Origin of the sequence: Solibacillus faecavium (genome assembly GCF_014836905.1) — a bacterium.
GTDB lineage: Bacteria > Bacillota > Bacilli > Bacillales_A > Planococcaceae > Solibacillus > Solibacillus faecavium.
Window position 1 is genome coordinate 656991 of record NZ_JACSPZ010000001.1, and the last position, 23775, is coordinate 680765.

Sequence of the window (23775 nt, forward strand, 5' to 3'; positions counted from 1 at the left end):
TTCCGGTGTACTAGGATCTACTTTTGCCAAGGGACGTTCTACTTTTAAAGCGATATTCTCTAATACTTACAACCGGTTCAAATTACTTATCTTAATTTTGCCCACCTTATTTATTAATATAAATCTCCATTCAATATTCCTTCGCTTTAACTTCATTTCACTTGTTCCTCCCTCTCTCCCCACTCTCCTCTGTTTCCCCACAAAAAAGCCTTTGTAAAAGCTGCGATTCCTCGCTGCAGCTTTACAAAGGCTCTCGAATATTTATTGCTGTGTGATTGTGCGGTATAAGAATAAACTGAAGTGCATACGTGATACTTCTACACCCGGTTTGAATGTATTGTCTTCATAACCCGTTGTAATCTCATTTGCCGCTAAAGTGTGAATATAATCATACGCCCAATGCTTTGTGCTTACATCTTTGAATTTGGCAGCAGTTGTACCTGTTAAGCCATATGCTTCAACAAGAATTTTTGACATTTGTGCACGAGTCAAAGGTTTACCTGGCTCGAACTTGCCATAACCTGTACCACTCATAATACCTGCTTGGACAATAGCAGCAACTGCACCATAATATGTGTTGTTCGTTGATAAATCGCTAAATCCAGGGTTCGCAACATCTTTTGTTGATAAACCTAATGCACGCGTTAACAGAACAGCCGCCTGACCACGATTTAAAGCTAATTCCGGTTTAAATGTTCCATCCGGATAACCACTGATTAATTTATTTTCAACTAAATATGATATTTCAGTTTTATATCGATTGTTTACTGAAATATCTTTAAACAATGCCTTTTCTGCTGCCTTTACAACGATTTCCTTAGAAACAGATTTCGTCCCTAATGTTGCCGTTACACGGGCAGTACCTTCTTTACCATTTGATTTGAATACACCCGAACTAAATACTGAACCAATATCTCCATCTATTGACCATTGAATTTGTGAATCATTATAAATTAACGGTTCATTATTTGCCCCAGTAACATTTGCTTTTAACTGAATTGATGCATTTGGTTCAACCGGTCCTGTTATACCTGAAATGGAAAGTCCGGCTGGTGCATCCACTACATTAAAGCTAATCGATTGAACAGCACCTTGATTCGATACAGTTAATCGTTCAGATCCTGGAGAAACTGCTGTATAGCTTAAGCCATTTACTGAAACTGTATTATTTTGTGGCGTAATCGTAAAATCACTTGCATTCATCGGTAGTGGATTGTAATACTCATCCAACACATAATTTGGTGTAAGTTTTACTGTTGCTCCCACTAATAATGTGCCAACTTTATCACGAGTTACTTGGATATGTTTTGGAGCATTTGTTGTTGGTGCTGTACTAATCGCTTCAATGATTGCAGAAACGCGACGTTGTGTGCCTCCAGACGGTGTATTCGCTAATACTACTGTATTACTTCCATATTTACGTATACCCATCGTTGTTGAGCCACCACCATCTAAATTGATGGCACGATCAAATCCAAGACTTACTAAATAATCTGCAAACTGCGTTAATGTCATCCCAGCACTTGAACTAACACGTCCATCTACTGTAATTAAGTGTACCTTCTTCTTGTCTTTACTAATTGCAATCGCTGTACGTGGCGCAGTTTCTCTCGCACGTGAACTTGATTCGTTCATTGTTACATTTTTCTTGCCGTCTAGTACTAGTAATGGACCACTCGCCATCATAAACTGAGCATCCATCCAGCGGTTATCGATTGAGAAATTTACTGAAATTTCATCACCAATCTTAATACCTCTGTATTTATCGCCCCAATTCGAGCCATTAAATGAAAGTACAAAACCGTTACGGGGAATTTTTGCCTTCGCTTCATCATCATAGCCGCGAATTGCTGTTACTTTCCCAGTTAACGTTTGACCGAATTTTGTAGAGCCAATTGTATTCCCGGTTTCCACAATAAATTCCATACCTTTTCCACCATTTGGCGTCATTGAACTATGGTTTTGTGGTGTATAAATAACCGCTTCATTATCTCCGCGCTTTACGTTCAGACCATTTACTTCATTTGTCTCACCATTGTATGTAACGTTAATTTTGCTGTTGTAGTATGCAATTTCACCATTACCATCCTTCGTAATACCGAAAGCAATCGGCTGACTTACATAATTGGAGCTTGAGCTAGATATAACGCTTGGTGTTACGATTGTGTTATATTGAGAAATCAAATATAAAGGATAGCCATCACCCATATTATAGAAGTTGGAATTGATAGCACCAACTACTCTGTTCCCTTCCTTTGAACGATTATTCGCATGTTGCGTTGTCGTCATCAGAGTATTAATAGGGTTTGGTAAACCTAAACCAATTTTAGTAAAAGAATTAGCTAAATCTACTTCTAAGTGATTTACTATATTCGTTTTTGATCCTTTATGTGTATAGTTTGAATATTTTACCCCTGGCGATAGCGGATACGAGTCATTTGTCGATTGTGCTGCACTAGCAAATTGTGGTGTACTGAAAATTAATGCAAACACCATTAACATTGCTAAAATTAAGGATTTTTTTGTTTTCATAATATGTGCTTCCTGTGTAATTTGAAGCAAGTCACCTTCCTCTCTTTTTACCTATATCTTACCTTAACAAATTTTTGCCAAAGAAACTATTAATCTTTTGTTACATTTTACAAAAAATCATACTTTTCAACATAAAATTACATGTTTTAAGAAAAATTAGTAGAAATCAAAAAAGAACTACCTTACAAGAGGTAGTTCCATTCATATTATTCTGCTTTTTGTTTTTCATAATCGCTAAGTTTGAGCATTGGGTACATCGTGCGCGTGCTTGCAAATATACCAAAGAGAATAAAGTAAAAGAGCACATATACTTTTAATTCCCAAATATTATAGAAGAAACCTGCTACACCTGTTGCAAACCATAACCCAAATAAATATTGGCCGAATACAGTTTTGCGTTCCTTCCAGTACATCCATACCATTGCCAATAGGAAGCCTGCAAATAGAAGCACACCTACCGCGCCAGTTTCTGCAATAACTTGGATGTATTGGTTATCAGAGTAGAAGTTCTTACCACCGTAAATATCTGAACGAATTCCGTACTCCTCATAAATTGGTGAATCATATGATAACGTTGCAGAACCACCGAATGTACCAAAGCCCGCACCTGTAATAGGGTAATCTTTTAATACTTCAATTCCCTTTTTAATATAGAACATTCGACCGCTTTCCTGCATTAACTCCAGTGTGTCATCTGAAAATGTTTCAGTGAAGCGGTTACTGATTCCGCCTGAAATTTCATCTGGTGCTACTGTGTTTTCTACACCTAAGTTCTGTAAAAATGTAACGCCCCAGTTGACTGGTAAATAAATTAATACAATGGATACGATCAACGTAACGCCTATCTTCTTCAATAGCTGCCAATTGCGTGCTAATAGCATAAAGAAAAGGACGAATACGAACGCTGCGATCCAAGTACCACGAGATAATGTCAGTAACAGCATACCAAAGAATGCCACTTGCGCGATACGTAGACTCCATTTAAATTCAGTATCTTTATATACCCAACGCAGGAAAAATACCGCGCTGATTGCAAAGAACATGACTAAAGCCAATGAGTTTGGATTGTTAAGCATTCCATATATACGCACAAAGTTAGTAGATGAAAGGATCTTTTGAGTCCAAACTTCTGGCATTAATAATTGGCGCATCGATAATTTTTCGACGATACCTTGCACAAAAATGATGGCACCTGAAAATACAGTCACCCAAGCAAGTTTTACAAGGAAATTTTTCGGCAATTCACTTCGGCTAATAATATAATACAACAAATACATTACGCCGAATGTACGTAATTGGAACACAATCGCTCCAAGTGATACACCGTTTTTATAACCGATAACCGCCCCAAAAATTAAAAAGGCAAAAAAGAAATATTCAAATGGTTTAAAGTGGAACCATGTTTTAAATTTCTTTGTATTCAACAGGAACATTCGTAACAATACTACGATCGTTATTAAATCTCCTATTAGTTTAAGTCCAGGGTTTAGTTCAATAAAAAGTGTACGGAAAATTACGTACGGTACTAAGATCACTAAACTTTGAAATGGCTTAAAAAATGCAAACAGCACAAAGAATATTGCCGTACTAATTTGTGCTATAGCTGGTGGTAGCAGTGTTGCCGCACAAAGTACAATCAGTGCTCCCAAGATTTCGAGCCACTCATTTTTATTCATTTTGACAGAAATGTCCTTCATAGATGTCCCAAACCCTTTCTTATATGTAGTTCCCTATTTAGATGAGTTTTGCTCATGTGGATTAAGACGAACTTAAGTATAATATGGTTACAATTATAATACAATGTTCATACAAAACACATATTAATATTATAGGAATGCCGTTTTAAAAGAATAAAGTTTAATAGAAGCTTGCTGATATATTCGGTATTTTTGTGAAGGCGCCACCACGAGGAGCTTGCGCTATTGTTAAACTAAGTTATTCACCAAATTTCTGATCAATATTCATATTTGCTCATTATCTCCATAAGATGTATATAACACTAGTTTGGAGGTCATAGCATTGCAAAATAATAACCGCAAAAAAAATACTGAAGCAATTCCGGAGAACTCACCAGTCCTTCAGGCAGCTTCACTTGAGGTTATAGCAGGTTTATTAGCTACGCTTTCTGAAGGGATTTCTACGTTTGCGACTGCACTTGCTATACAAGAAGCACAGCAACTGACAATTAATAATACGAACAATAACGTGGATATAAAAGGTATTCAAGAACAGCTAAATTATTTAACTAAAGAAGTAAAAAAAATTTCCAAGGCTTTAAATATATAAAGTTTCTTGTTTCATATGTAAGTCACCAGTTATTTGAATCGTATCCTCCACACTTTGTCTCCAAATCTCCCATTTACTTCTACACACCTTTTATTGTTAAGCTTAATCTCCTTCATTTACCAAGTAGGTTTAGCATATAGCTTCATATTGTTAAATCTACTTCATTTTTCTCTATCACACTTCCGTAAAACCATTTTTTTACAATTATATTACAAACGGATAAAGAATTACTATTTTTCTATTATTCACTCACATAAATTGTTAAAATAACCAATAGGGAAAGGAGCGTGAATATGTGTTTAAAAAAATAATTGGACTAGCACTCGCTTTTGTCGTAGCTTTGTCTTTTACAACACAGTCAACATCTCATGCAAATGATATAAAAGGCCACCAAATGGTGAATGAATTAACATATTGGTCAAATCTAGGTGTTATACGACCTGACAGTAAAGGTAACTATAACCCGAACCGCGCTGTTACGCGTGGCGAATTCGCTTCATATATAACTCGTGCACTTCAGTTACCAGCTTCTTCTACATATACTTTTAAAGATTTAAAAGCTGGCAATGAACTTACACTTGATATTCAGGCTGCTGCAGGGGCAAATATTTTAAGTGGCTATCCGGATGGCACATTCCGTCCAAATGAAAAGATTACACGTCAGCATATGGCAGGCTTTTTACAAAAAGCGCTTCGCTATTCTAACGTGCCGCTTGATGGACAACCTTTAACGTTTAAAGACAATAACAAAATCAGCAACCAATTTAAGCCTGCTGTCGCTACAAATGTTTATTACAATATTATCCGTGGATCACATACAAACAAAGGTGTGTTTTTTGATCCACAAGGAAATGCAACAATCGGTCATGCAGCTGCGTTTTTATTCCGAATGAACAGTACTATTCAAAATTTTGCTGTAAAAGAGGATGACAATAATTCAGATCAAGTTGTAACACCACCTGCTCCAAATCCTAATGTTTATTATGTAGGTAAAATTTCAAAGGGTGTCATTGATAAAAATCCTACTGTTTACTTTAACTATGAGCAAGCAGAAGCAGCGTTAAATAGTTCTGGTTCAAACCTTATATTAAAAGGCGACAAAATTATTAAAATGTCTGCAGGTATTGCTTCTGCAACTGCAACTACCGTAACGGTTTATTCAGATCAAAAATTTACGAAGTCGTTATCATATGCTACGAAAGGGTCTCAATTTAAATACTTTGGAAGCAATGATCAATATGCAATCGTTCAATTAGCTGATACAAAGGGCTATGTGAAAATCGATGAAGTAGCATTAACACCGACAAGCTTAATTAAAGGACAAGATTTCTATTTTGTTGAAGGCGGTTACTTAACACATCGTACGTATAATCATATTTCGCAAAAATATAATTGGGATTATGTTATTAGTGAAGCACCTGCGTTTATGCAGCGTGGCACACAATATTACAGCCAAGATGGTGTAAACTTCTATTCAGATGTATTCTTAACGAAAAAAGTAGGGACACATTATCCTTACTTCCAATTCCAATCAATTCGTCAGCCTTCTAACTATACTGCTGAAGAGTTAGATAATATAATTATGACATTATTATTGGAACGTCAGGCGATTCCAACTTCTCCTCAATACGCCAAAGCACCGATAGAATCTCGTTTAATCGGTATGGGGAAATTGTTGAAACAGGTAGAAGCACAATATAATGTTAATGCTTTATTTATTTTAGCGGCATCAATGCACGAAGGTGATTACGGGGTAAGTAAAAATGCCTTAACGAAAAATAATATTTTCGGTATAAAAGTTTTTGATACTGATCCTACATTAGGTGAAACTTATGCATCACGTGATGATAGTGTAATGGCCTTTATTAATCGCTATGTGAACTTAAATTATGCACCGCAGTCAGGCGGCTATGCAAAAGGAGCAGCACCAGGCAATAAAACGTCGGGTATGAATGTTCACTACGCATCTGATCCTTTCTGGGGCAGTAAGATTGCCGGTCATATGTACCGTATGGACAACCGATTCGGCAAAAAGGATTACAAACAAGCTAAATTAGCGTTTGTGTCATATGAAAACGGTCATTTAGTAAATGTCCGTACAGAACCATCAACAAATTCACCAGTTCACTTCACTTATAAAGCAAAATATGTAGGTGAAACAGGCGTGTTTGGTTACCCAGTTGCAATCGTCGAAGAAACAAAGGGTACAGACGGCTATGTATGGTACAAGATTCTTTCAGATAATAACCCCCCTGCTAAACACGGTTGGGTACGCTCCGATTTAGTTCAGCTTATTCCAGAAAATTAACTTAAAAATCCAGCACCTCGGTTTTAATCGGGGTGCTGGATTTTTTGTATATAAACTGATATTCGCCACTTCACAACCTTTAATAGACAAAAATTAAAAGATAATCGCCATTTACCTTCACTTAATATCCACTTTCAAACACATATTAGACATTTTCAGGGAGATATTCGCCACTTTTATTTTATAATGTCCACTTACCAAATTTAATCGCCACTTCAACATAAAAAAATCCAAGCTCCTTCAAAAAGAAGAAACTTGGATTTTAAAAACTATTTCGTATAATACTCGACAATGCCATTATAAATAGATTGAGCAAAAATTTCGATGTAGTCATCAGATACTAATTTATTGTAATCTTCACTATTTGTTAAGAAACCGAGCTCTACTAATACAGCGGGCATAACTTGTCCTTTAATAACGACATAATCGGCACGCTTCACACCGCGATTATACATTTTAGCATTTTTGACAATTTCATTATTAATAGCTGTTGCTAATGCAAAATCTTCTTTTTCATTTGCATTAGACGTCACACTGTAAAATGTTTCTGTCCCTTTTGCCGTTTCTTTTGAAGCTGCATTTGCATGTAGACTGATGAAAATCTCACCGTTTTCATTTTTCGCATATTTAACACGCTCTTCCAAGCTCGGGAACGTATCACCTATACGAGTCATTTTTACCGTTGCACCGTCTTTTTCAAGCTTTTGCTTAACTAAGTTGGCAACTTTTAAAACGATTTCCTTTTCACGTGCATTCTTTTTAACTGCTCCAGGGTCTTTTCCGCCATGTCCAGGGTCAAGCACGATAATGCGATCCTTCACAGCCGTACCCGTTTGGTTAAGTAGCTGTAAATATGTTTTATTAATATAACCATTAATACCGTTATACGTTATTTCAGCCCAATTTCCTGATAATGAATGTACTTCCACAAGTGTGCCTCGTTTAATTTGACCAAGCGAACGAGATGTACCTAACGCTGACTCCCGAATATGTAATGCATCAACTGTCGCTTTGCCAATTGTATTCGTTAATAGCTGTTGTGGAGGTGTCAGTGGCTTTTCCGGCTGACTATTTTCTGCTCCACCTTCAGCAGGTGGTTCAGGCGTATTTTGTTCCTCTTCCACTACTGTAGTTGGAGGTTCCACTGTCGGATTGTCTTCTACTACAGGTGGTGTCACCACTTCTTCTACCGGCAAAGTATCCTGTGTTTGTGAAATGCGGACATAACCTGGTAATCCATTGACTAATGTGACATACCAATTGCCTACTGTGCCATAAACGGCAATTACTTCTTTATCTGCTATTGAACTTACAATATCTGAACTAACATCACGCTTTTGGTAGACTTGAATATCATTTAGTGCGTAAACATTTTTTTGCACTTTATTTATTAGCTGTCCTGATTCATCAGTAAAATCAACATAATCTTTATAAACATAGGCATAACGCCCCTCATATGAAACTTTCAGCCAACCATCCTGTTGTACTTCAAAAACTTTAAATGGTGTGCCTGTGTTTACTTTTGTTAAAACGTTTGAGGCATTTGCAGTAGAAGCGGATAATCGTACATTCAGATTATCAACCTTAGCTTTAGCAGAAGCAATTGCAGCCGAAGCATCAGGTACGCTAACTCCTTGAACAGGCAAAGGTAAACGATACTGCTCTGACGATGCGCGCGCGATAAATGATGCAAACTGCGAACGTTTTACTGAATCTTTAGGATTATACTTTTCTGCGTCCACTGTAATTCCATTAAAGTAAATAGCCGCTATATATGGATAATAGCTGTATGTCGGACTAATATCTTTAAATGGCACTTCCAGCTTACCTGTTTCGTTAGTATTTAAGTTAAAGGCAATCGCTAAAACTTTACTCATTTCTTCACGTGTTAAAGGTGTATTCGGTGCAAATTTCCCTTTTGATTGCTCTGAGAAAAATCCTAATTTTACTGCACTTTCTACATATCCTGAAAGCTCCGTTCCTATTGTCACATCAGAAAACGAAGAATTTTGTACAGTTAGTGGTTTGTTCTTCGTTGCAACAACGACCATTTTTGCCGCTTGTCCACGCGTTACATGTGCATTTGGCTTGTACAGTGTTTTCCCATTTTCAGTGTACCCCTTGATGACACCTGCATTTACTAAATAAGAAATCTCTCCGTATGCCCCGTTTGTAGAAGGGACATCGGCAAAGCTTGTGCTGGCATTTGCCATATTTAATGGGAACATTGACATGAAGATGATTGTCACCGTCATGATGAAACTGCGCATAGACAATGTATAAATCCTCCCTTCTATTAGATAATTATCATTTTACCAAATAATTCATAAAATTAATATGCAGTAAAGTTAGTAAATTGATATTTTTCTATTTTATAGGAATTAATTAGAGGTGAGTACTTCTACTTTGGAATGAGAGGTTCTACATTTCGAGTGGATGGGTATACTTTCTAATCAAATTTTCTACTTTAGTCAAAATAGTCTTTCTACTCGAGAAGTTCTAATAAAGTACACGCCTTCTATTTTTGTCGCAAACTGTTCCACATTAGCAACAAAAAATTCTACTTACACAGCGTCCTGTTCTACTTTGCTTGCGCATGCTTCCACTTTTCCCATCAAACATTCTACTTCCCACACAATAAAAAGGAAGCACAAACAGTTTCTGTTTGTGCTTCTCATAAGTAGTACTTCCCTGCAAGTTATATCTATTGATATATGTAGAAGTTACTGAATCTTATTATTTAATTATTGTAAACGGTTAATGAAAGCCGTTAAATGTTTAAGCATTACATTGTCGTTCGTACCGAAAGTGCCATCACCTTTACCATTTGTGATGCCGTTTGATGCTAAAATCGAAATGTCGTTATGTGCCCAATGTGATGCTGGGACATCTGTAAACTTTAAATTGTCTGATGCCATTTTTAGATCAAATGCTTTTACTAATACTTTTGCCATTTGAGCACGTGTTAATGGTGAACCTGCATTGAATTTGCCGTTTTCGTCACCTGTGAAAATGCCTAGTTTATAAAGTGCTGTTGCTGCACCTGCATATTTTGAAGATGATTTAATATCCGTAAACGGTGAATTTGTATCAGATGTATCTAAACCTAAAGTTTCTGCCAATTGAATCGCTACTTCACCACGTGAAGCATAAACAGTGAAATCGATTGCTGAGTTCTTTACTTCCTCTTTTTCAATTGAAGATGCTGCTGCAACTACTTTTTCACTTTCGCCAAAGCTTGCTACACGTTTAGCGCCTACATATCTTTTCGCCCAATAAGAAGAAGTTATATTAGCTTCTGTTACGCCTGTGCTTGTACCAGCATGGATAAATTTGTTACCGCCTAATGAAATACCTACGTGAGATACTCCGCCGCTAGTATTGAAAAATACTAAATCGCCTGGTTGTAAATCTGATTTTGAAACGGCTTTCCCTTGTTTATATTGAGCAGCTGCTGTACGGCTTAAATCATATCCTAATTGACTGAACACTAATTTAGTGAAACCAGAACAATCTAACCCACGAGCTGTAGTCCCTCCATAAACGTATGGTACACCGATATATTTAGAAGCTGTTGCTGTTAATTCTGAAGCTGATGATGCTTGTGCTGTATTTGTACCCGTCCCTACACCTGAAAAAATCATGAAAGTTGCAAAGATCGGTAATAAAATTTTCTTTTTCACTTGAATTGAAACTCCCTTCAAATAGGCCTCAAATACTATATTCGAGGTATAACATAACAGAAAACTTGTTTGTTCATGTTTATTTAACCTATTAACAGGGTAACATATAATGTTGTGATGTTATTTTTCACTTGTGTAACAGTTATAGTATTTTTAATATAAAAACAAAAAACACGGAATCCCTGCGTTTAAGCGGGGATTCCGTGTTTTAAATAGAAATTAACTTATCATTAAACTCTCGTTGTAATATTACTGTAATGTAGAACACTAGAATTTACCATATTATTTACTAGAAAAATGCTGAACTACATAATATTTACCATTTTTATCTTTTTCAATACCGATTCCCATATGAGTATACGTACTTTTTAAAATATTTTCCCGATGTTTCGGTGAAGCCATCCATGCAGCAACGGTCGTTTCAGGTGTTTTGAAATTACGGGCTATATTTTCACCATAGCTTGTATATTCATAGTCAAACAATGTTGCCAAATCCCATGGATTCCCGTAAAACTTTGAATAATGTTCGAAGTAGTTACGTTTTACCATGTCCTTTGCCTTTATAATGGCAAGTTGTGTCAACTTCAAATCTTGATTGACTGCTGAATATCCCTCATTTTTACGTTCCTTATTAACTAAATCCAGTATTTTCTTCTCCCATTGCTTATGGTGATTAACTGTATCGATATAGTCTTTCTGTAAAAGGTCATAAACTATTTCTAAGTTTTGGACCTTTTGTCTAAATTCCATACCGCGCTTTGTTAATGCAGCTACATGTGCGCGGGTTACAAATTCATTTGGCTCAAATTTGGTAGCTGTCTTCCCCTTTACAATCTCTACATCCGCCAATGATTCAATATAGTCCTTTGCCCAATAGCCTTTAGGTAAATCTTTGAATTTCGTTTTATTTTTTGAATCAACTTCAACTGCATAGGCAAGGGCAATCATTTTTGAAATATGTGCGCGCTTTAACGGTTCTTCAGGATTAAATTTGCTTTCATTTTGAATGATCCCTAATTCGGCCAATTTAGTAATTTCCTTATAATATAAATGATTGCTTGGTACGTCGCTAAAGTTTGGGACAAAATCAGTTGTCAAATCTATCCCCATAGTTCGCGCTATTATACTAGCCGCTTCTGCACGAGTGGTCATACTATTCGGCTTGAAGGTGCCATCTGCAAATCCTTCCATAAAGCCTTTTCCTGCTAGTTCATAAATTATCGGTGCTGCCCAATAACTACTTTTTACATCAGTAAATTTTGGAGCCGTTTGTGCATAAGACGTTGGAGTTTGCATTTGAAATAGACAAGCAATAATAAACCCCGTTGCTAAAAATCGTTTCAACCCAAAAAAGCCCCCTTAATCTGTCATTTCTTACTATTATACTATGATAAATTTGCAAGCTTCACAATTATTCGCACTGCCATTATCTTTTACTTTCTTACTTTTCTTCCTTAAAGAACAAAAAAATATACCTTTTACGAATAACGCAAAAGGTATTGTAACACTTTTTTATATTATCAATTTTTCAAAAGATTACAAGTAAAAAATTCCATCTATTAAGCTAATTCTCTTACAGTCCTAAATCAAAAATAGCCGCCTGTAGTTTGTTGTAATTTTTCACTAATGCTTTTTGATTTACTGTTAAGCGTTCGTAAGCTGTTTTTGCTGATTTTGCTCTTGAAGCATATGTTCTTAACGTTGAATCCAAATCATCTATTTGCTTTATGACACGTTGTGCTGCCTTTAAATCTCTTTCAGCTTGCTGCAGATCCGAATAGTTTAATACTTGACGCTTCGATCCAGAAGGAAGAGCTTTATATGCAGCCAATGCTTCCGTTACATCTGTTTCGAAGTTACTTGATGTTGAATTTAATGACGCAATAATTGTCGTCACTTTTTGTACTTCAGTCATATCAAGTACGGCCTGCTGTAATTTATAGTAATTTGTAACTTTTAGTTTTTCTTCTTCCGATAATCGGTCATACGCCAGCTTTGCCGCTTCCATATTTCCTTGGAAGTACTTATCATTCGGCTTCAAGCCTGCAATTAATGTGTATACGTGAATGACATTAGATAAATTTGAATACTGGTCCATGTTAGTAACGTATTGCTTTTGTTTGTCATCCAATTTTTTTAAAGCATTATTAACCGTGTTGAATTGACGGCTTAAATCATTTCTTGGATTGCTTAAACCATCAATTGCCTTAATTGCCGCTTCAATCGGCTTAATATACTTCTCTTGCTCTTTTAGTTCGGATTCTAGAGTAACACCTTTTTTGTTTGCAGAATTTAACGATTTAAAGGCTTCGCGCGCTTCTTTTATTTTCGAAATAAATTCATTTGGTGGTACTGTATTCAAAGCTCGAATCATCGCATCTACTTTAGCGCCACCTTCTACATTTAGTTCATGCTCCTGCAATGTCGCTAAATTTGATATTTTTGCCACTAAGTTCGCTGGCAATGCATTAAATAAAGCTCTTGCCGCTTGTGTTTCCTCAACAAATGTTTTGCTTGACGGTTTAATCGAGTTAATCGCATTCATTACTTTAAATATTGAAGTGAAATCGCCTAAAAACTGCTCTGTATTTAATAACAATGCACGCTCAGATATCGACAATTTTTCATAAGCTTTACCAGCCGCATTATATTTTGATATAAAGGTACGCGCATTAGATGGGTCTAAAGCTAAAATATCTGAATCCAATTTTAAAACAGGCTTCACTGCACGTTCGCGAGTTGTTAAATCTTTATAGTTCATAACGAGCTTTTGATCTGATTTTGATAAACTGTCATAACCATTGCGCGCATCGATTAACTTTTGAATATAGTTTTCTGCTGTTGGAATTGCGATATCGATTAAAGCCATTACTTCTTTTGCATTTGAAACACCCAATTCAGCTGTCGCAAGTTTTGTTATATTGTGTACTAACTCTTGCTCTGTTGGTGACAATAAAGCATATTCTGCGCGTATCGCGGCTACATCTATTTCATATGTTTTAGAGCCTACACGTAATTTTTCAATACGGTCAATTAAGTTTGCTGCTTTTAAAATATTTTTCAGCTTTGAATCATAGTTAAATACATCTCTCTTTTGCTTGTCCGTTAAACGATCATAAGCTTTTTGAGCAGCCGAAACCTTATTTGAGTATGAGCGATCTGTGTGAACAGGAAGTTTATTGATTTGCTCAATCACTCGTAAGGACGCTTTATAATCACGCTCTAAGTCTGTTAGCAGCTTTGCATTACTTACATTGCGTTTTGCTGTCGAATCAAGCCCCTTATACAAAGTAGATACTTCTGCTAAATCTGTTATAAATCCTTCCCCAGACTTCGTTTGTAAAGCATCAATTCTTTGCTCAATTGTAGAAGCAGATGTGACTACCGCTTGGAATTCTGTTAGTTTCTGACCATAGTCAGTATGAAGCTTTGTTTTAATGATATCTAAATTCGTTGTTGGATCTGTAGGTACTATATATCCTTTCAATAATTCATCGAATTTATTTTTAGCAGTTGATAATTTTTCTTTGAAATCTTTTGCTGTTGGACGGATTGCATCGATTTCTTGCATTAATTTTGCTATTGGTAATAACTCTTCTAGTTTTGCATAGTTGTAGACAATCGCTTTCATCGGTGCTGTTAATTTATTGTAAGACGTTTCAACTGTAGTTGTTTTACGAGCAAAGTCTTTGGCTTTTACATCAATTGCATCGATTGCCTTAATAGTATCTAGGGCAGACTTGTTTGCTCGCTCTAAATCAGTTAATGTTTTTATATTTTTTACTAAGCGTTTGCCGTTTGATGATAGAGAATTATATGTTTCACGTATTGTAAAAATTTGTTGTAAATCAATAGAAGTCGCATTTTTTAACGTTAGAATATCGGCATCCAATTTAACAGCTAATGCTTGCTCATCTTTTAGTGCTTGTAAGTGAGTCTTCAAAAAACCGTGAAGCTTTTCGATATATTTTGCATCATCTAATGGAATTGCACTTTTAATTGTATCCCAATCGTTCAATGTATTTTGTGCTGTAAGTAAATCATCCGCATATGTTGCGCTTGTTACTTTTAATTTTGCTACCTGATCAGCAATATTAGCAATTGGCATTAACGCTTCGAGACGTGCTCGGTTTGTGATAAGTTTTTGTTCGTTTGTTTCAGGTTTTCCGTGTTCTGCTATAACTTTCGAATATGATGACTCAGCAGAACGTACTTTCGTTACAAAGCTTGTTACACTCGATAACTTCTTCGTATCCGCTAAATTTTTGTCATCCAGATTCAGGAGGATATCTGTTTTAATACCCTCAATTAATTTTATAACGTTTGCTGCAGTTGAAGAAGATTTTTCCCATGAAGTGAGTAATTCCAATGCTTCTTTTAATACATATTTCCGCTCGGTTGGAGATAAATCGTTGTAAGCTTTTCTAGCATCAGTGACAGCCGTTGTTGCATTTTCTACTTTTATAGCAGTAATTTTCCCTTCTACTGCTATTGCTTTTTCTATTGACGTTTGCATTTCTATTATTTTATCAGCATTCGTAATAAAATCTTTTTCAACAGTCGAAAGCTCTTCATAAACCTTCACCACGTTTGGTAAATCCAAGCGTAGTATATCTGAGTTTGCTGCAAGTTTAGATAAACGTGTGATTTCAGTGACTATTTTTAGAGCATTGTTGTAACTCTCCATGTCATCATAGTTGGTAACTAACGCTTTTTGGAGTGCAGACAATTTCTCATATTCCGTAACAATCGCAGTTACTTTTGAGTTAAATGTTGTCACAGTTGGAGGATTTACTTTAATAGCCTCTATTTTATCTTCTACAGATTTGGCTTTTGTAATATCTAATTCTGCATCCTTAATAAACTGCTCGATTCCTACTGTGTCCTTAACTATTTGAATTTTTAAGGTTTCTTTAAACATATCTGTATCCAGTATGTCACCAAATGCTTCTCGTGCAACTTCAACAGCGCTCACATACGTATCCTTTATTAGAATGTCTGCTTGTGAAGCAATAATTATTGGCGTAATTGATTCCTTGATAAAGGAATCGATCTTTTCTACCTCTTCTTTTTTATCATCTAATTTTTCAATCAATTCTCGAGTAACAAATTGTTCAATAAATTTGCCCTCTCCATTACCATCGTAATATTTAAGGGTAGAAAGAAAATCAGTAGAAGTAAGAACAGCTTCAGAGGCTGCCGTACTTAAATCTGTTGATAATTTATTTAATTTATCCTTTAAATCTTGAAGTTCTACTAAAGCTTGATTTGTATCTGAAACTAAATTCTTGTTTTTTGTTGTTAATCTGCCTACTAAATTAGATAAAGATACGGCATCTTTTCTAGCCTCTATAAAACCTTCTAAATACTTAATTTTAGTATCAATTAATTTAACATTAGAATCACCTAAAATAGTTCTTTCGTCATCAGACATCGTATTAAATTTAGTTCTCTCCACTTTAATACCCTGTTCAATCTGTTCAATATTGTCACTTGGTAATCCTTCATTTGCTACCTTAAAACTATTTAATAAATCTTCTGCAGTAATAGAAGCTACAACATTAAATGGTGTTGAAGTTTCACTTGCCTGTACTTCCCCAGCTTGTGCGACGATTGCCGGTGTGATTAGTAGACCTGCCATTAATCCCATTTTCAAATTTTTTTTCATCGTGTAATCCCTTCCTTTTCAGGTATTTCTCCGATACTCGTTCATAATCCTAGTATAACTATCGGCAAATTTTCACATTTTTTTAGTTAATATTGATGGAACGAGGGGGTGAGGAAAAGGGTCTTTTGGTAAGAAATTATAAGATGATATTATATTCGACATTTGGTTTGCTTTATTCGCCAAAGGTACACACTTAATAGTCAACTTGACTTACATATTCGTCAATCCGGCTTTCTTAATCGCCACTCTGCATGATATAATCGTCAATTTACCATTTAATAGACAAATTTAATTTTTATTCGCCACTTCCTCAAGTATAATCGCCACTTTTAGCGAATAACGTCTTCCAGATTTTAATTTATAAACCAAAAAACACCTATCCAATTAAGAATAGGTGTTCCTTCATTATAATGCGTCTGTATATAATTGGCCTGCTGGTAGATAGTCGGACATTCCGATTTCCTCAAGACCATTTTTGATTTTCATCGTATAGCCATATTGATTAACCGATAAATAATTTGCTTTTGAAATAATCATTTCTTCATATAATGGTAATTGCGATGGATCCACATCTTTCCAGTATTTATATGAGTTAATTAAGTCTTCAAGCGTTAAATGTTGATAATCATCGCCTGCAAATTCGCCTTTCGCATTGACACGGTACCAAATATCACCATTTGCACGGATCCATTTATTTTTCTCGATCTGTAATGCACGGCTAACTGCTGTTGCGGCTTCTAAATATTTTGTATCTTGGAATTCCTGATAAGCTAATAATAAAATATTCATTCCACCAAGTAAATGGTTCATGGAAGCATGTGTTGTTACTTGCTGATTAACCGGGAAGTAATCCGAAATATAATAGGCATTGCTATTAATATTTATAACATGTCCTGCCGCTTTACGAGATGCTAAAAGGTCAGCGTAATTGCGTAACGGTTCTTTATAATTAGGGATATTAAACTCTGCACCAGAATTATAATAGAATAACGCAATTTGCTCATTAAAGCGTGTATCAATAAATGGTGCTGTTATATCGTACAAGTTCTTTAAATACGTACTTGTTACTTCTGTCTTCCAATAAGGTGCATCACCTTTAAATTTATCTAAGCTGATAAATGAGTTTTTCACTACGTTCGCAAAATAACGATCGCCTTGTTCTTTAAATAATACAAGGGCTCGATCCTCTTTAACTAGTAGTAGATTACGTCCAAAACCTTGATATGATTTTGGCATTGGCTCTGTTGTTGTAGCCATTTTATTGAATGGACCTTCTGCAGTATACCAGCTGTTACGCTTTTTATAGTTTAGAGCTGTTTCAAGCATCCAACCATTCATATTTTCATCCGTTTTAAATAATCGTTCGTTTGAATCCATATACCACGTATCAACAATATCATTTCCATTTGATGTTAACGTATAGAAGCTAAATAGCTCTTCACCTAACAACGCGTAAGAATATGCCTCATATTCTGATTGCAGGTCACGCATATAGCTTGTACCGCCTGTATCTTTATAGCTTTGTGTCAACTGTTTTGAGCGATAAGCTTGTCCTACCATTCGATCTGTTGCCAGCTTTTCATTCGACATAATCCGCATAAGACCTGTAGGGTATGATGATGAATCATAGCCAAATACATCATTTGCATTTTTCGAAATCGGGAAACGATCATAACGGTATAAACGATAATTCGTTACATTTGACGCTTTATGGAATAAATCCACTGTTAATTTTGAGCTGCCTTTATTAGTTAAAGTAGTAAATACAAAGTCATCACCGTTTTCCAGTGCACGGATTGTCACCTTTACAGTTGCGCCTTGATTGCCGACTGCATAATTATAAATCGTATCTTTCGCAACACCGTAAGTTTCAGTCGTTGTTCCTTTAAATGCAATCGGTGCTGTTGAACGAAGATAAAGAGGATTTGTATCAGATGTTACTTGCACAAAATTCATTTCTGTACGATTGATTTTAAAAGTCTTTGAAACATCCGCTGCTTGTACTGTATATTCATTTTTAGTAATTTTATTAGTTGCAACTAGTGCCCGGTGAAGCATCACAGAAAATGTCACACGATTTACAGTCGCTTTCGGATCATACGTACCGTCTTCACGACCTGTAGTAATACCATGCTGAGCAAGGATTTTTACATTTTCACGATGTGATTCACTAATTTTGTTCCAGTCTTTGAATGTTAATGTTGCTCCAGTATCTTTTAAGTCAAATGCCCGTACTAAAGTAGTTGCCATCTGTTCACGAGTTAATGCATCTGATACACCGAAGCGACCATCCGGTTTACCACCGAAAATACCTGCATTATATGTAGAGAATACCCCTTGTAAAAAACTCGATTTATTACTAACATCCGAAAACTTATTTTGATATTTTGCGTCAGGAAGCTTTAGTGCGCCTTTAAAAAGATTTGCTGCCTGGCCACGGTTAATATTTAAGTTTGGACGGAATTCTGCATCCGGATAACCGCCGATAACACCCATTTCAACAAGTTGCATTACTTCATTTTTTGCCCAAAAGCTATTTGGAACGTCTGCAAGTTTTTGCTTAACCGTTAAATGAGAGCCTGCTTGTTGCGCTTTAGCTGGTTGCTCTGTTGTATTGTTTTGCTCTGTATCTGCTGTTGATTGCTCTGTACTTTCAGAAGCGTCCTGTTCTTCCGTTATTGCTGGTTTTTCAGGTGTTGTTGCTTCAGGCTGAGCCAGTGTAGGACTGTTCAATTGTTCAGGCTGTACTTCAGTGGAACTTGATGTCGCATCTTTTTCAGCCGTCACTGTATCCTGTTGCTCGACAGTATTTTCAACGGAGCTTGTCGTTTGATTTGTAGTAGTTTGTGGAATTTGTACTGTTGGATTTTCAGCTTCGACTGTTCCTTCTACGTTTGCATAAGTTGCACCTGGTAATGCAGTAGAGAAAAATAACAGCGAGGCTAACAGTGCTGATTTAATTTTTGACATTAGAACGAATTCCCTCCTTTTTTTTCAATAACGTTATAAATTATACCGAATATTCCCTGTTATTTCATTGAATAATACAATTTTTAATAGAATAGTAATATTTCATTTAAAGTGTAGCATGAAGGCTAGTATAGTGCGATGGTAATAGTTGAATCTGTTTCTATCTTTTGCTTAGTTTGAAAAGAGCGGTGACTAATAACCGAGGTAATTTCTACTTTTCGAAGTAATGATTCTACTTTCCTCTTTAATGTGTCACCTTTTCTCCGTTAAAGTTCCACTTTGTACACGTAACTTTCTACTTCTCATCAAAGAGTTTCTACTTTTGCCCGGCTTTATTGATAATATTCATCAAAAATACACTTGAGTCTACTTTCTCTCAAGTGTATATTTTCAAAATCTATTCCACACTAATAACCGTTAAGTCATCTGATTTAGCCTCAATTGCGTTATATAAAAATGTTGCCAATTGCCCGCGCGTCAGTTTCATATTCGGGCTAAAAGTAGTGGCTGTCGTACCTTTTGTAATTCCGTAATCTACTAACGTTTGAATATACTGTTTTGTTGCTTCATCAGTAAGTTTATTGACATCCATAAATTTCGTTTTCGTCTGAGTAGATTGTAGTAATTCAAAACCTATTGTTAACATTTTTGCTAACTGAGCACGTGTTAAAGTCGCATTCGGTCTAAATTCATCACCATATCCATTGACGATCCCTACATTTGATAATGCTGTTACTGCATCATAGTATTTGCTTGATGAAGGGACATCTTTGAACAAAGTTTTCTGATCAGCAATTCCCCTTAGCCCTAGCGCATTTGCTAAAAATAGGGCTGCTTCTCCACGCGTCGCCGGTTTTCCCGGTTCATAGGTAGTTGCTGTCGTCCCCGTAATAATTCCATTATTATATAAGTTTAAAATAGCTTTTGCATGTGAATTGGATTCTTTCACATCAGTAAAGGGATTTTTAGTAGACGCTTCAACAGACAATCCCGTTAACGGAATAATTGTAGCAACTATGAGAGCCAGAGTAATAATGGTTGTGTAAAATATTCTTTTCATCTCTATAATTTCCTTTCTATTAAAGCATTAGCGCAATTATACAATACATTTCCCTATAAATGTATATTGTACTTTCTATACTTATCCCGATGTAGTAACAAATTGGCTGGTACAAAAAAGAAAAGAGCCTGGGACAAAACGAAAAATATCCATTTTTCCAAAGAAAAAATGGATATTTTTCTGCTTCTACTAAAATTGATTTCCGTTCCGGGGACGCTTTCCGGGGGCACGGCCTGAGCCTGTAGTCTCAGGCGTCGTGCTATTCCCCCAGGAGTCGCCCCTTCACTCCAATCAATTCATATAGTATCAGCTTTATTCGATTCTCTATAAATATTAATTACTTACTAAAGATGTTGGTATATTAAAAGTATCCACTACCGGATTACCCGCTTCATCTTTTACAGTTCCTATCCCAGCACCTTTTTTAACAGTTACGGTTGTACCTGCTGTAAGGTTATCTGTTAATGTTACTGTTACTTTGTTGCCTGTTGTTGATGAAGCTACTGATGCAATGCCGAGCGCTGTACCTGAAGCATTTTCAACTACAAATGAATCCGTACCCAGTCCGCTTACATTTTCGCTAAATGTCAGTTCAATTTGGTTGGCTGATAGGAATGCTGCTGCATTTAGTACTGGGCGAATATTTTCTTTTAAACTCACTTCTGCTGTTAAATTTGGTTGTGATGCAACTGAATCTTTCGCCTTCACACCACTAATAAGTAAATTACGTGGACCTGTTGACGTTGTTTCATTAGGTGCCAGTGTTAAAGTGACTGTATTTAATGCCCCACTTGATATTTGAGCATGCGTTACTCTAGCATTTGGGATAGAATAATTGCTTGCTATAGCTGCTGTATTCGCGTCAAGATCGTGATTAAACACTAATCTTACTTGATCGTTAGTTAATGTTGGATCTGTCGTTGATGTTGTGACAGCTGGTGTTTCTAATACATTATTATTGTTTGCATAATCTGTTGTACGTTGGAAAGTCACAGCCTTATTTCCAGCATTGACACCATATGCACTTTTCAATTCTGTAAATGATAATGTTACATTATAAGTAGCATTATCGGCATCGCCATCGCCTAATAAATCGTCTAACTTCACACGTAATACTGAACGATTATTATTGTCTCTATATGCAAGGTTTGTTGCTGTTCCGTTGAAGGTATGTGTAACGCCGCCTTTTACGTAGTTACCTGAAGCGGTTACACGTGATGCCGCAACTAAGCTTACATCCTTATTCAAAGTAATATCTAGATATTCGAAGTTTCCATCTCGCGTTACTGTTGTAGCTGTTACTTCCGGTGCAGCACTATCGATTGTGAATGAATGTGTATTGGCAAATGTATTCGTTTCCCCTGAAATATCTGTAATTGTTCTGCCAGGAGCTGTTCCAATATTGTATACGCCATTCAAATCAGATGTAGCAGTAATCGTAAATGATTGATTGTCACCAGGAACCTCATCAATAGCAGTAATAGGATTAATAGAAGTACCTAACCGTAATTCTAAATCTGCAATTGCCGGCTTACGGATGCGTTCTGAAAATGTCAGTTTGAACGTTCTAGGTCCTGTTTGTGAAATGCTTGCAAGCGTTGGCTTCACACCATCAGCTCCACCCATTGTAAAACTAGTAGTTAATGGATTCGGTGAACTAAAATTCCCTGCAATATCGCGTAAACCTGCAAATGTTACAGTAATCGGCGTATTAGCAGCCAGTGGTTGTCCATTTACCATAGCATTTGATAAATCAAAATCTGCATACCAGTTTCCTGTTCCAATGTCTCCAGTAATACCTGTTACATTCGTTCCATTTGCCAGTCTAAATGTAATACTACTATTACTAAATGAACGTAATGGTTCCGAGAATGTGACGCGGACTGTTTTGGCATCTCTATTGACTGTGCTTATCAATGTAGGTGCAACAGTATCTGTTCCGAAGTTGATAATTTCATCATACGGTGTTACCGATGTACCTGCTGTATTTTTTACATCTTTTACTTTTACGACATAGCGACCTGATAATGGTGCGATTCCATTTGTTGAAATGGTTAAGGTACGACCATCCTCACTTAATTGTCCCTGTGTAAATGAGATTGGATTTGAATTATCCACACCCGTTATAGTGATGTAGTTCGCTATTTGTGCTTGTGTTAAGTTAGCTGGGAGATTTACTCTTTGGTTAAATTTAATTTCTACTTGACCGCCATTTAGCGCTTTTGCTGAAGCCACTTTCACTTCTGTCACGGTATACGTAACTTTTGCTGTATAATCTTTCCCATCAATTTTAAACGAAACAGTTGTTTCCTCATTTTCAGGAAGGTTATTTTCCAACGTAACGTTATGCTCAGAATTATCACTTAATGTTACTTTTAATGTATTGGCTCCTGTTACTTCCGCAGTTTTCACTGTCAAGTTTGCTTTGTAAGTTACAGTGGCTGTATATTTTTTTCCTGCAATATCAAAAGTAACGATTGTCTCCTTACCTTCCTCTAGAGTCGTATCCAATTTCACTGTATGAACAGTATCATCTTCAAGCGTAACTCTTAATGTCGAGGCATCTACTACTTCTACTGCTTTGAAATTTGACTCTGGTGCTTCTACTTGCAGCAATTTAAATAAGAATGATGAAAACTGACCGCGTGTAGTGGAGCCTTTTGGATTAAAGTTTGGTACCCCTGTCACATTATAGTAATCCAATACTCTTATGGCTGAGCGAGCCTCTGCTTTCGCTGCATTATAATCGACAACATCTTCTTTGAAATTTTGCTTCTGTACATGACCTACATAGTCAAAACCATTAATGTTTGTATAGGCACGCACTAAAACAACTGCCATATTTTCACGTGTAATAGAATCGTTTGGTAGTAATCTGCCGTTACTTCCATTGAATACACCATTATCTTTCACTAATGCAGCGTACTGTAAAAGCTCATCCTGTGATGTGCTGCGTAAATCGGTAAAACGCATATTTGTTTTATAGTCAGCGGGTACCTTATAACCTTGTGATACTAAGTATTTACCTAATAATTTCACCACGTCTGATCTAGTTAATGTACGATTAGGCTTAAATGTCCCGTCCGGGTATCCTGAAATAATTCCTTGACTGACAAGGGACTCAATGGCTAATTCATGTGTATTTCCTGCTGTATCGGAAAAACTGGCAGCACTTACTGCAGGAACAATTGCTGAGGCAACTAAAGTGGCCGTTGCGGCTGATGCTACAAATTTTCGGTACTTTTTCTTCATAGTAATTAACCTCCTA

At 36.3% G+C, this 23775-nt stretch carries 11 protein-coding genes; 2 read left to right on the top strand and 9 right to left on the bottom strand.

The window, feature by feature from the left end; genetic code table 11:
- Window positions 1–261: 261 nt before the first annotated feature.
- Both H9635_RS03250 and H9635_RS03255 read right to left on the bottom strand, forming a co-directional pair.
- A complete protein-coding gene (locus H9635_RS03250; protein WP_191698702.1) occupies window positions 262–2532 on the bottom strand; it encodes an S-layer homology domain-containing protein in 2271 nt (756 codons plus the stop codon).
- A 206-nt stretch (window positions 2533–2738) separates the two neighbouring features.
- Window positions 2739–4229: an O-antigen ligase family protein gene (locus tag H9635_RS03255; RefSeq protein WP_191698703.1), complete on the bottom strand. Its 1491-nt coding sequence runs from the start codon at window positions 4227–4229 to the stop codon at window positions 2739–2741.
- Between the two features lie 322 nt (window positions 4230–4551).
- Between H9635_RS03255 and H9635_RS03260 the strand changes: the two genes are divergently transcribed.
- Together H9635_RS03260 and H9635_RS03265 are read left to right on the top strand one after the other, a co-directional pair.
- Entirely contained in the window at window positions 4552–4818 is a 267-nt protein-coding gene (locus H9635_RS03260; protein ID WP_191698704.1) for a multidrug ABC transporter ATPase, read from the top strand.
- A gap of 295 nt (window positions 4819–5113) precedes the next feature.
- Window positions 5114–7126 (top strand): S-layer homology domain-containing protein, encoded by a 2013-nt coding sequence (locus tag H9635_RS03265; RefSeq protein ID WP_191698705.1) that lies wholly within the window; start codon window positions 5114–5116, stop codon window positions 7124–7126.
- Window positions 7127–7395: 269 nt separating this feature from the next.
- On the opposite strand, the gene H9635_RS03270 is transcribed toward H9635_RS03265, so the two are convergent.
- The 7 genes from H9635_RS03270 to H9635_RS03300 all read right to left on the bottom strand — a co-directional run bounded on the left by H9635_RS03270 (window position 7396) and on the right by H9635_RS03300 (window position 23759).
- Complete coding sequence (locus tag H9635_RS03270) at window positions 7396–9396, bottom strand: N-acetylmuramoyl-L-alanine amidase (protein ID WP_225231099.1); 2001 nt, start codon at window positions 9394–9396, stop codon at window positions 7396–7398.
- Window positions 9397–9870: 474 nt separating this feature from the next.
- Entirely contained in the window at window positions 9871–10809 is a 939-nt protein-coding gene (locus H9635_RS03275) for a C40 family peptidase (RefSeq protein ID WP_191698707.1), read from the bottom strand.
- A gap of 282 nt (window positions 10810–11091) precedes the next feature.
- Window positions 11092–12153: a CAP and S-layer homology domain-containing protein gene (locus H9635_RS03280; protein WP_191698708.1), complete on the bottom strand. Its 1062-nt coding sequence runs from the start codon at window positions 12151–12153 to the stop codon at window positions 11092–11094.
- A gap of 229 nt (window positions 12154–12382) precedes the next feature.
- Window positions 12383–16477 carry a hypothetical protein gene (locus H9635_RS03285; RefSeq protein WP_191698709.1) on the bottom strand — a complete coding sequence of 1365 codons (4095 nt, stop codon included), beginning with the start codon at window positions 16475–16477 and terminating at the stop codon, window positions 12383–12385.
- A gap of 405 nt (window positions 16478–16882) precedes the next feature.
- Window positions 16883–19447 carry an S-layer homology domain-containing protein gene (locus H9635_RS03290; protein ID WP_191698710.1) on the bottom strand — a complete coding sequence of 855 codons (2565 nt, stop codon included), beginning with the start codon at window positions 19445–19447 and terminating at the stop codon, window positions 16883–16885.
- Window positions 19448–19844: 397 nt separating this feature from the next.
- Window positions 19845–20507, bottom strand: coding sequence for an S-layer homology domain-containing protein (locus H9635_RS03295; protein WP_191698711.1), 663 nt, complete (start codon window positions 20505–20507; stop codon window positions 19845–19847).
- Window positions 20508–20840: 333 nt separating this feature from the next.
- A complete protein-coding gene (locus tag H9635_RS03300; RefSeq protein ID WP_191698712.1) occupies window positions 20841–23759 on the bottom strand; it encodes an S-layer homology domain-containing protein in 2919 nt (972 codons plus the stop codon).
- Window positions 23760–23775 lie beyond the last annotated feature (16 nt).

Coding starts and splice junctions, on each gene's coding strand:
- H9635_RS03250 (WP_191698702.1), bottom strand. CDS start 2,532: ATGAAAACAAAAAAATCCTTAATTTTAGCAATGTTAATGGTGTTTGCA.
- H9635_RS03285 (WP_191698709.1), bottom strand. CDS start 16,477: ATGAAAAAAAATTTGAAAATGGGATTAATGGCAGGTCTACTAATCACA.
- H9635_RS03255 (WP_191698703.1), bottom strand. CDS start 4,229: ATGAAGGACATTTCTGTCAAAATGAATAAAAATGAGTGGCTCGAAATC.
- H9635_RS03300 (WP_191698712.1), bottom strand. CDS start 23,759: ATGAAGAAAAAGTACCGAAAATTTGTAGCATCAGCCGCAACGGCCACT.
- H9635_RS03270 (WP_225231099.1), bottom strand. CDS start 9,396: ATGCGCAGTTTCATCATGACGGTGACAATCATCTTCATGTCAATGTTC.
- H9635_RS03295 (WP_191698711.1), bottom strand. CDS start 20,507: ATGAAAAGAATATTTTACACAACCATTATTACTCTGGCTCTCATAGTT.
- H9635_RS03290 (WP_191698710.1), bottom strand. CDS start 19,447: ATGTCAAAAATTAAATCAGCACTGTTAGCCTCGCTGTTATTTTTCTCT.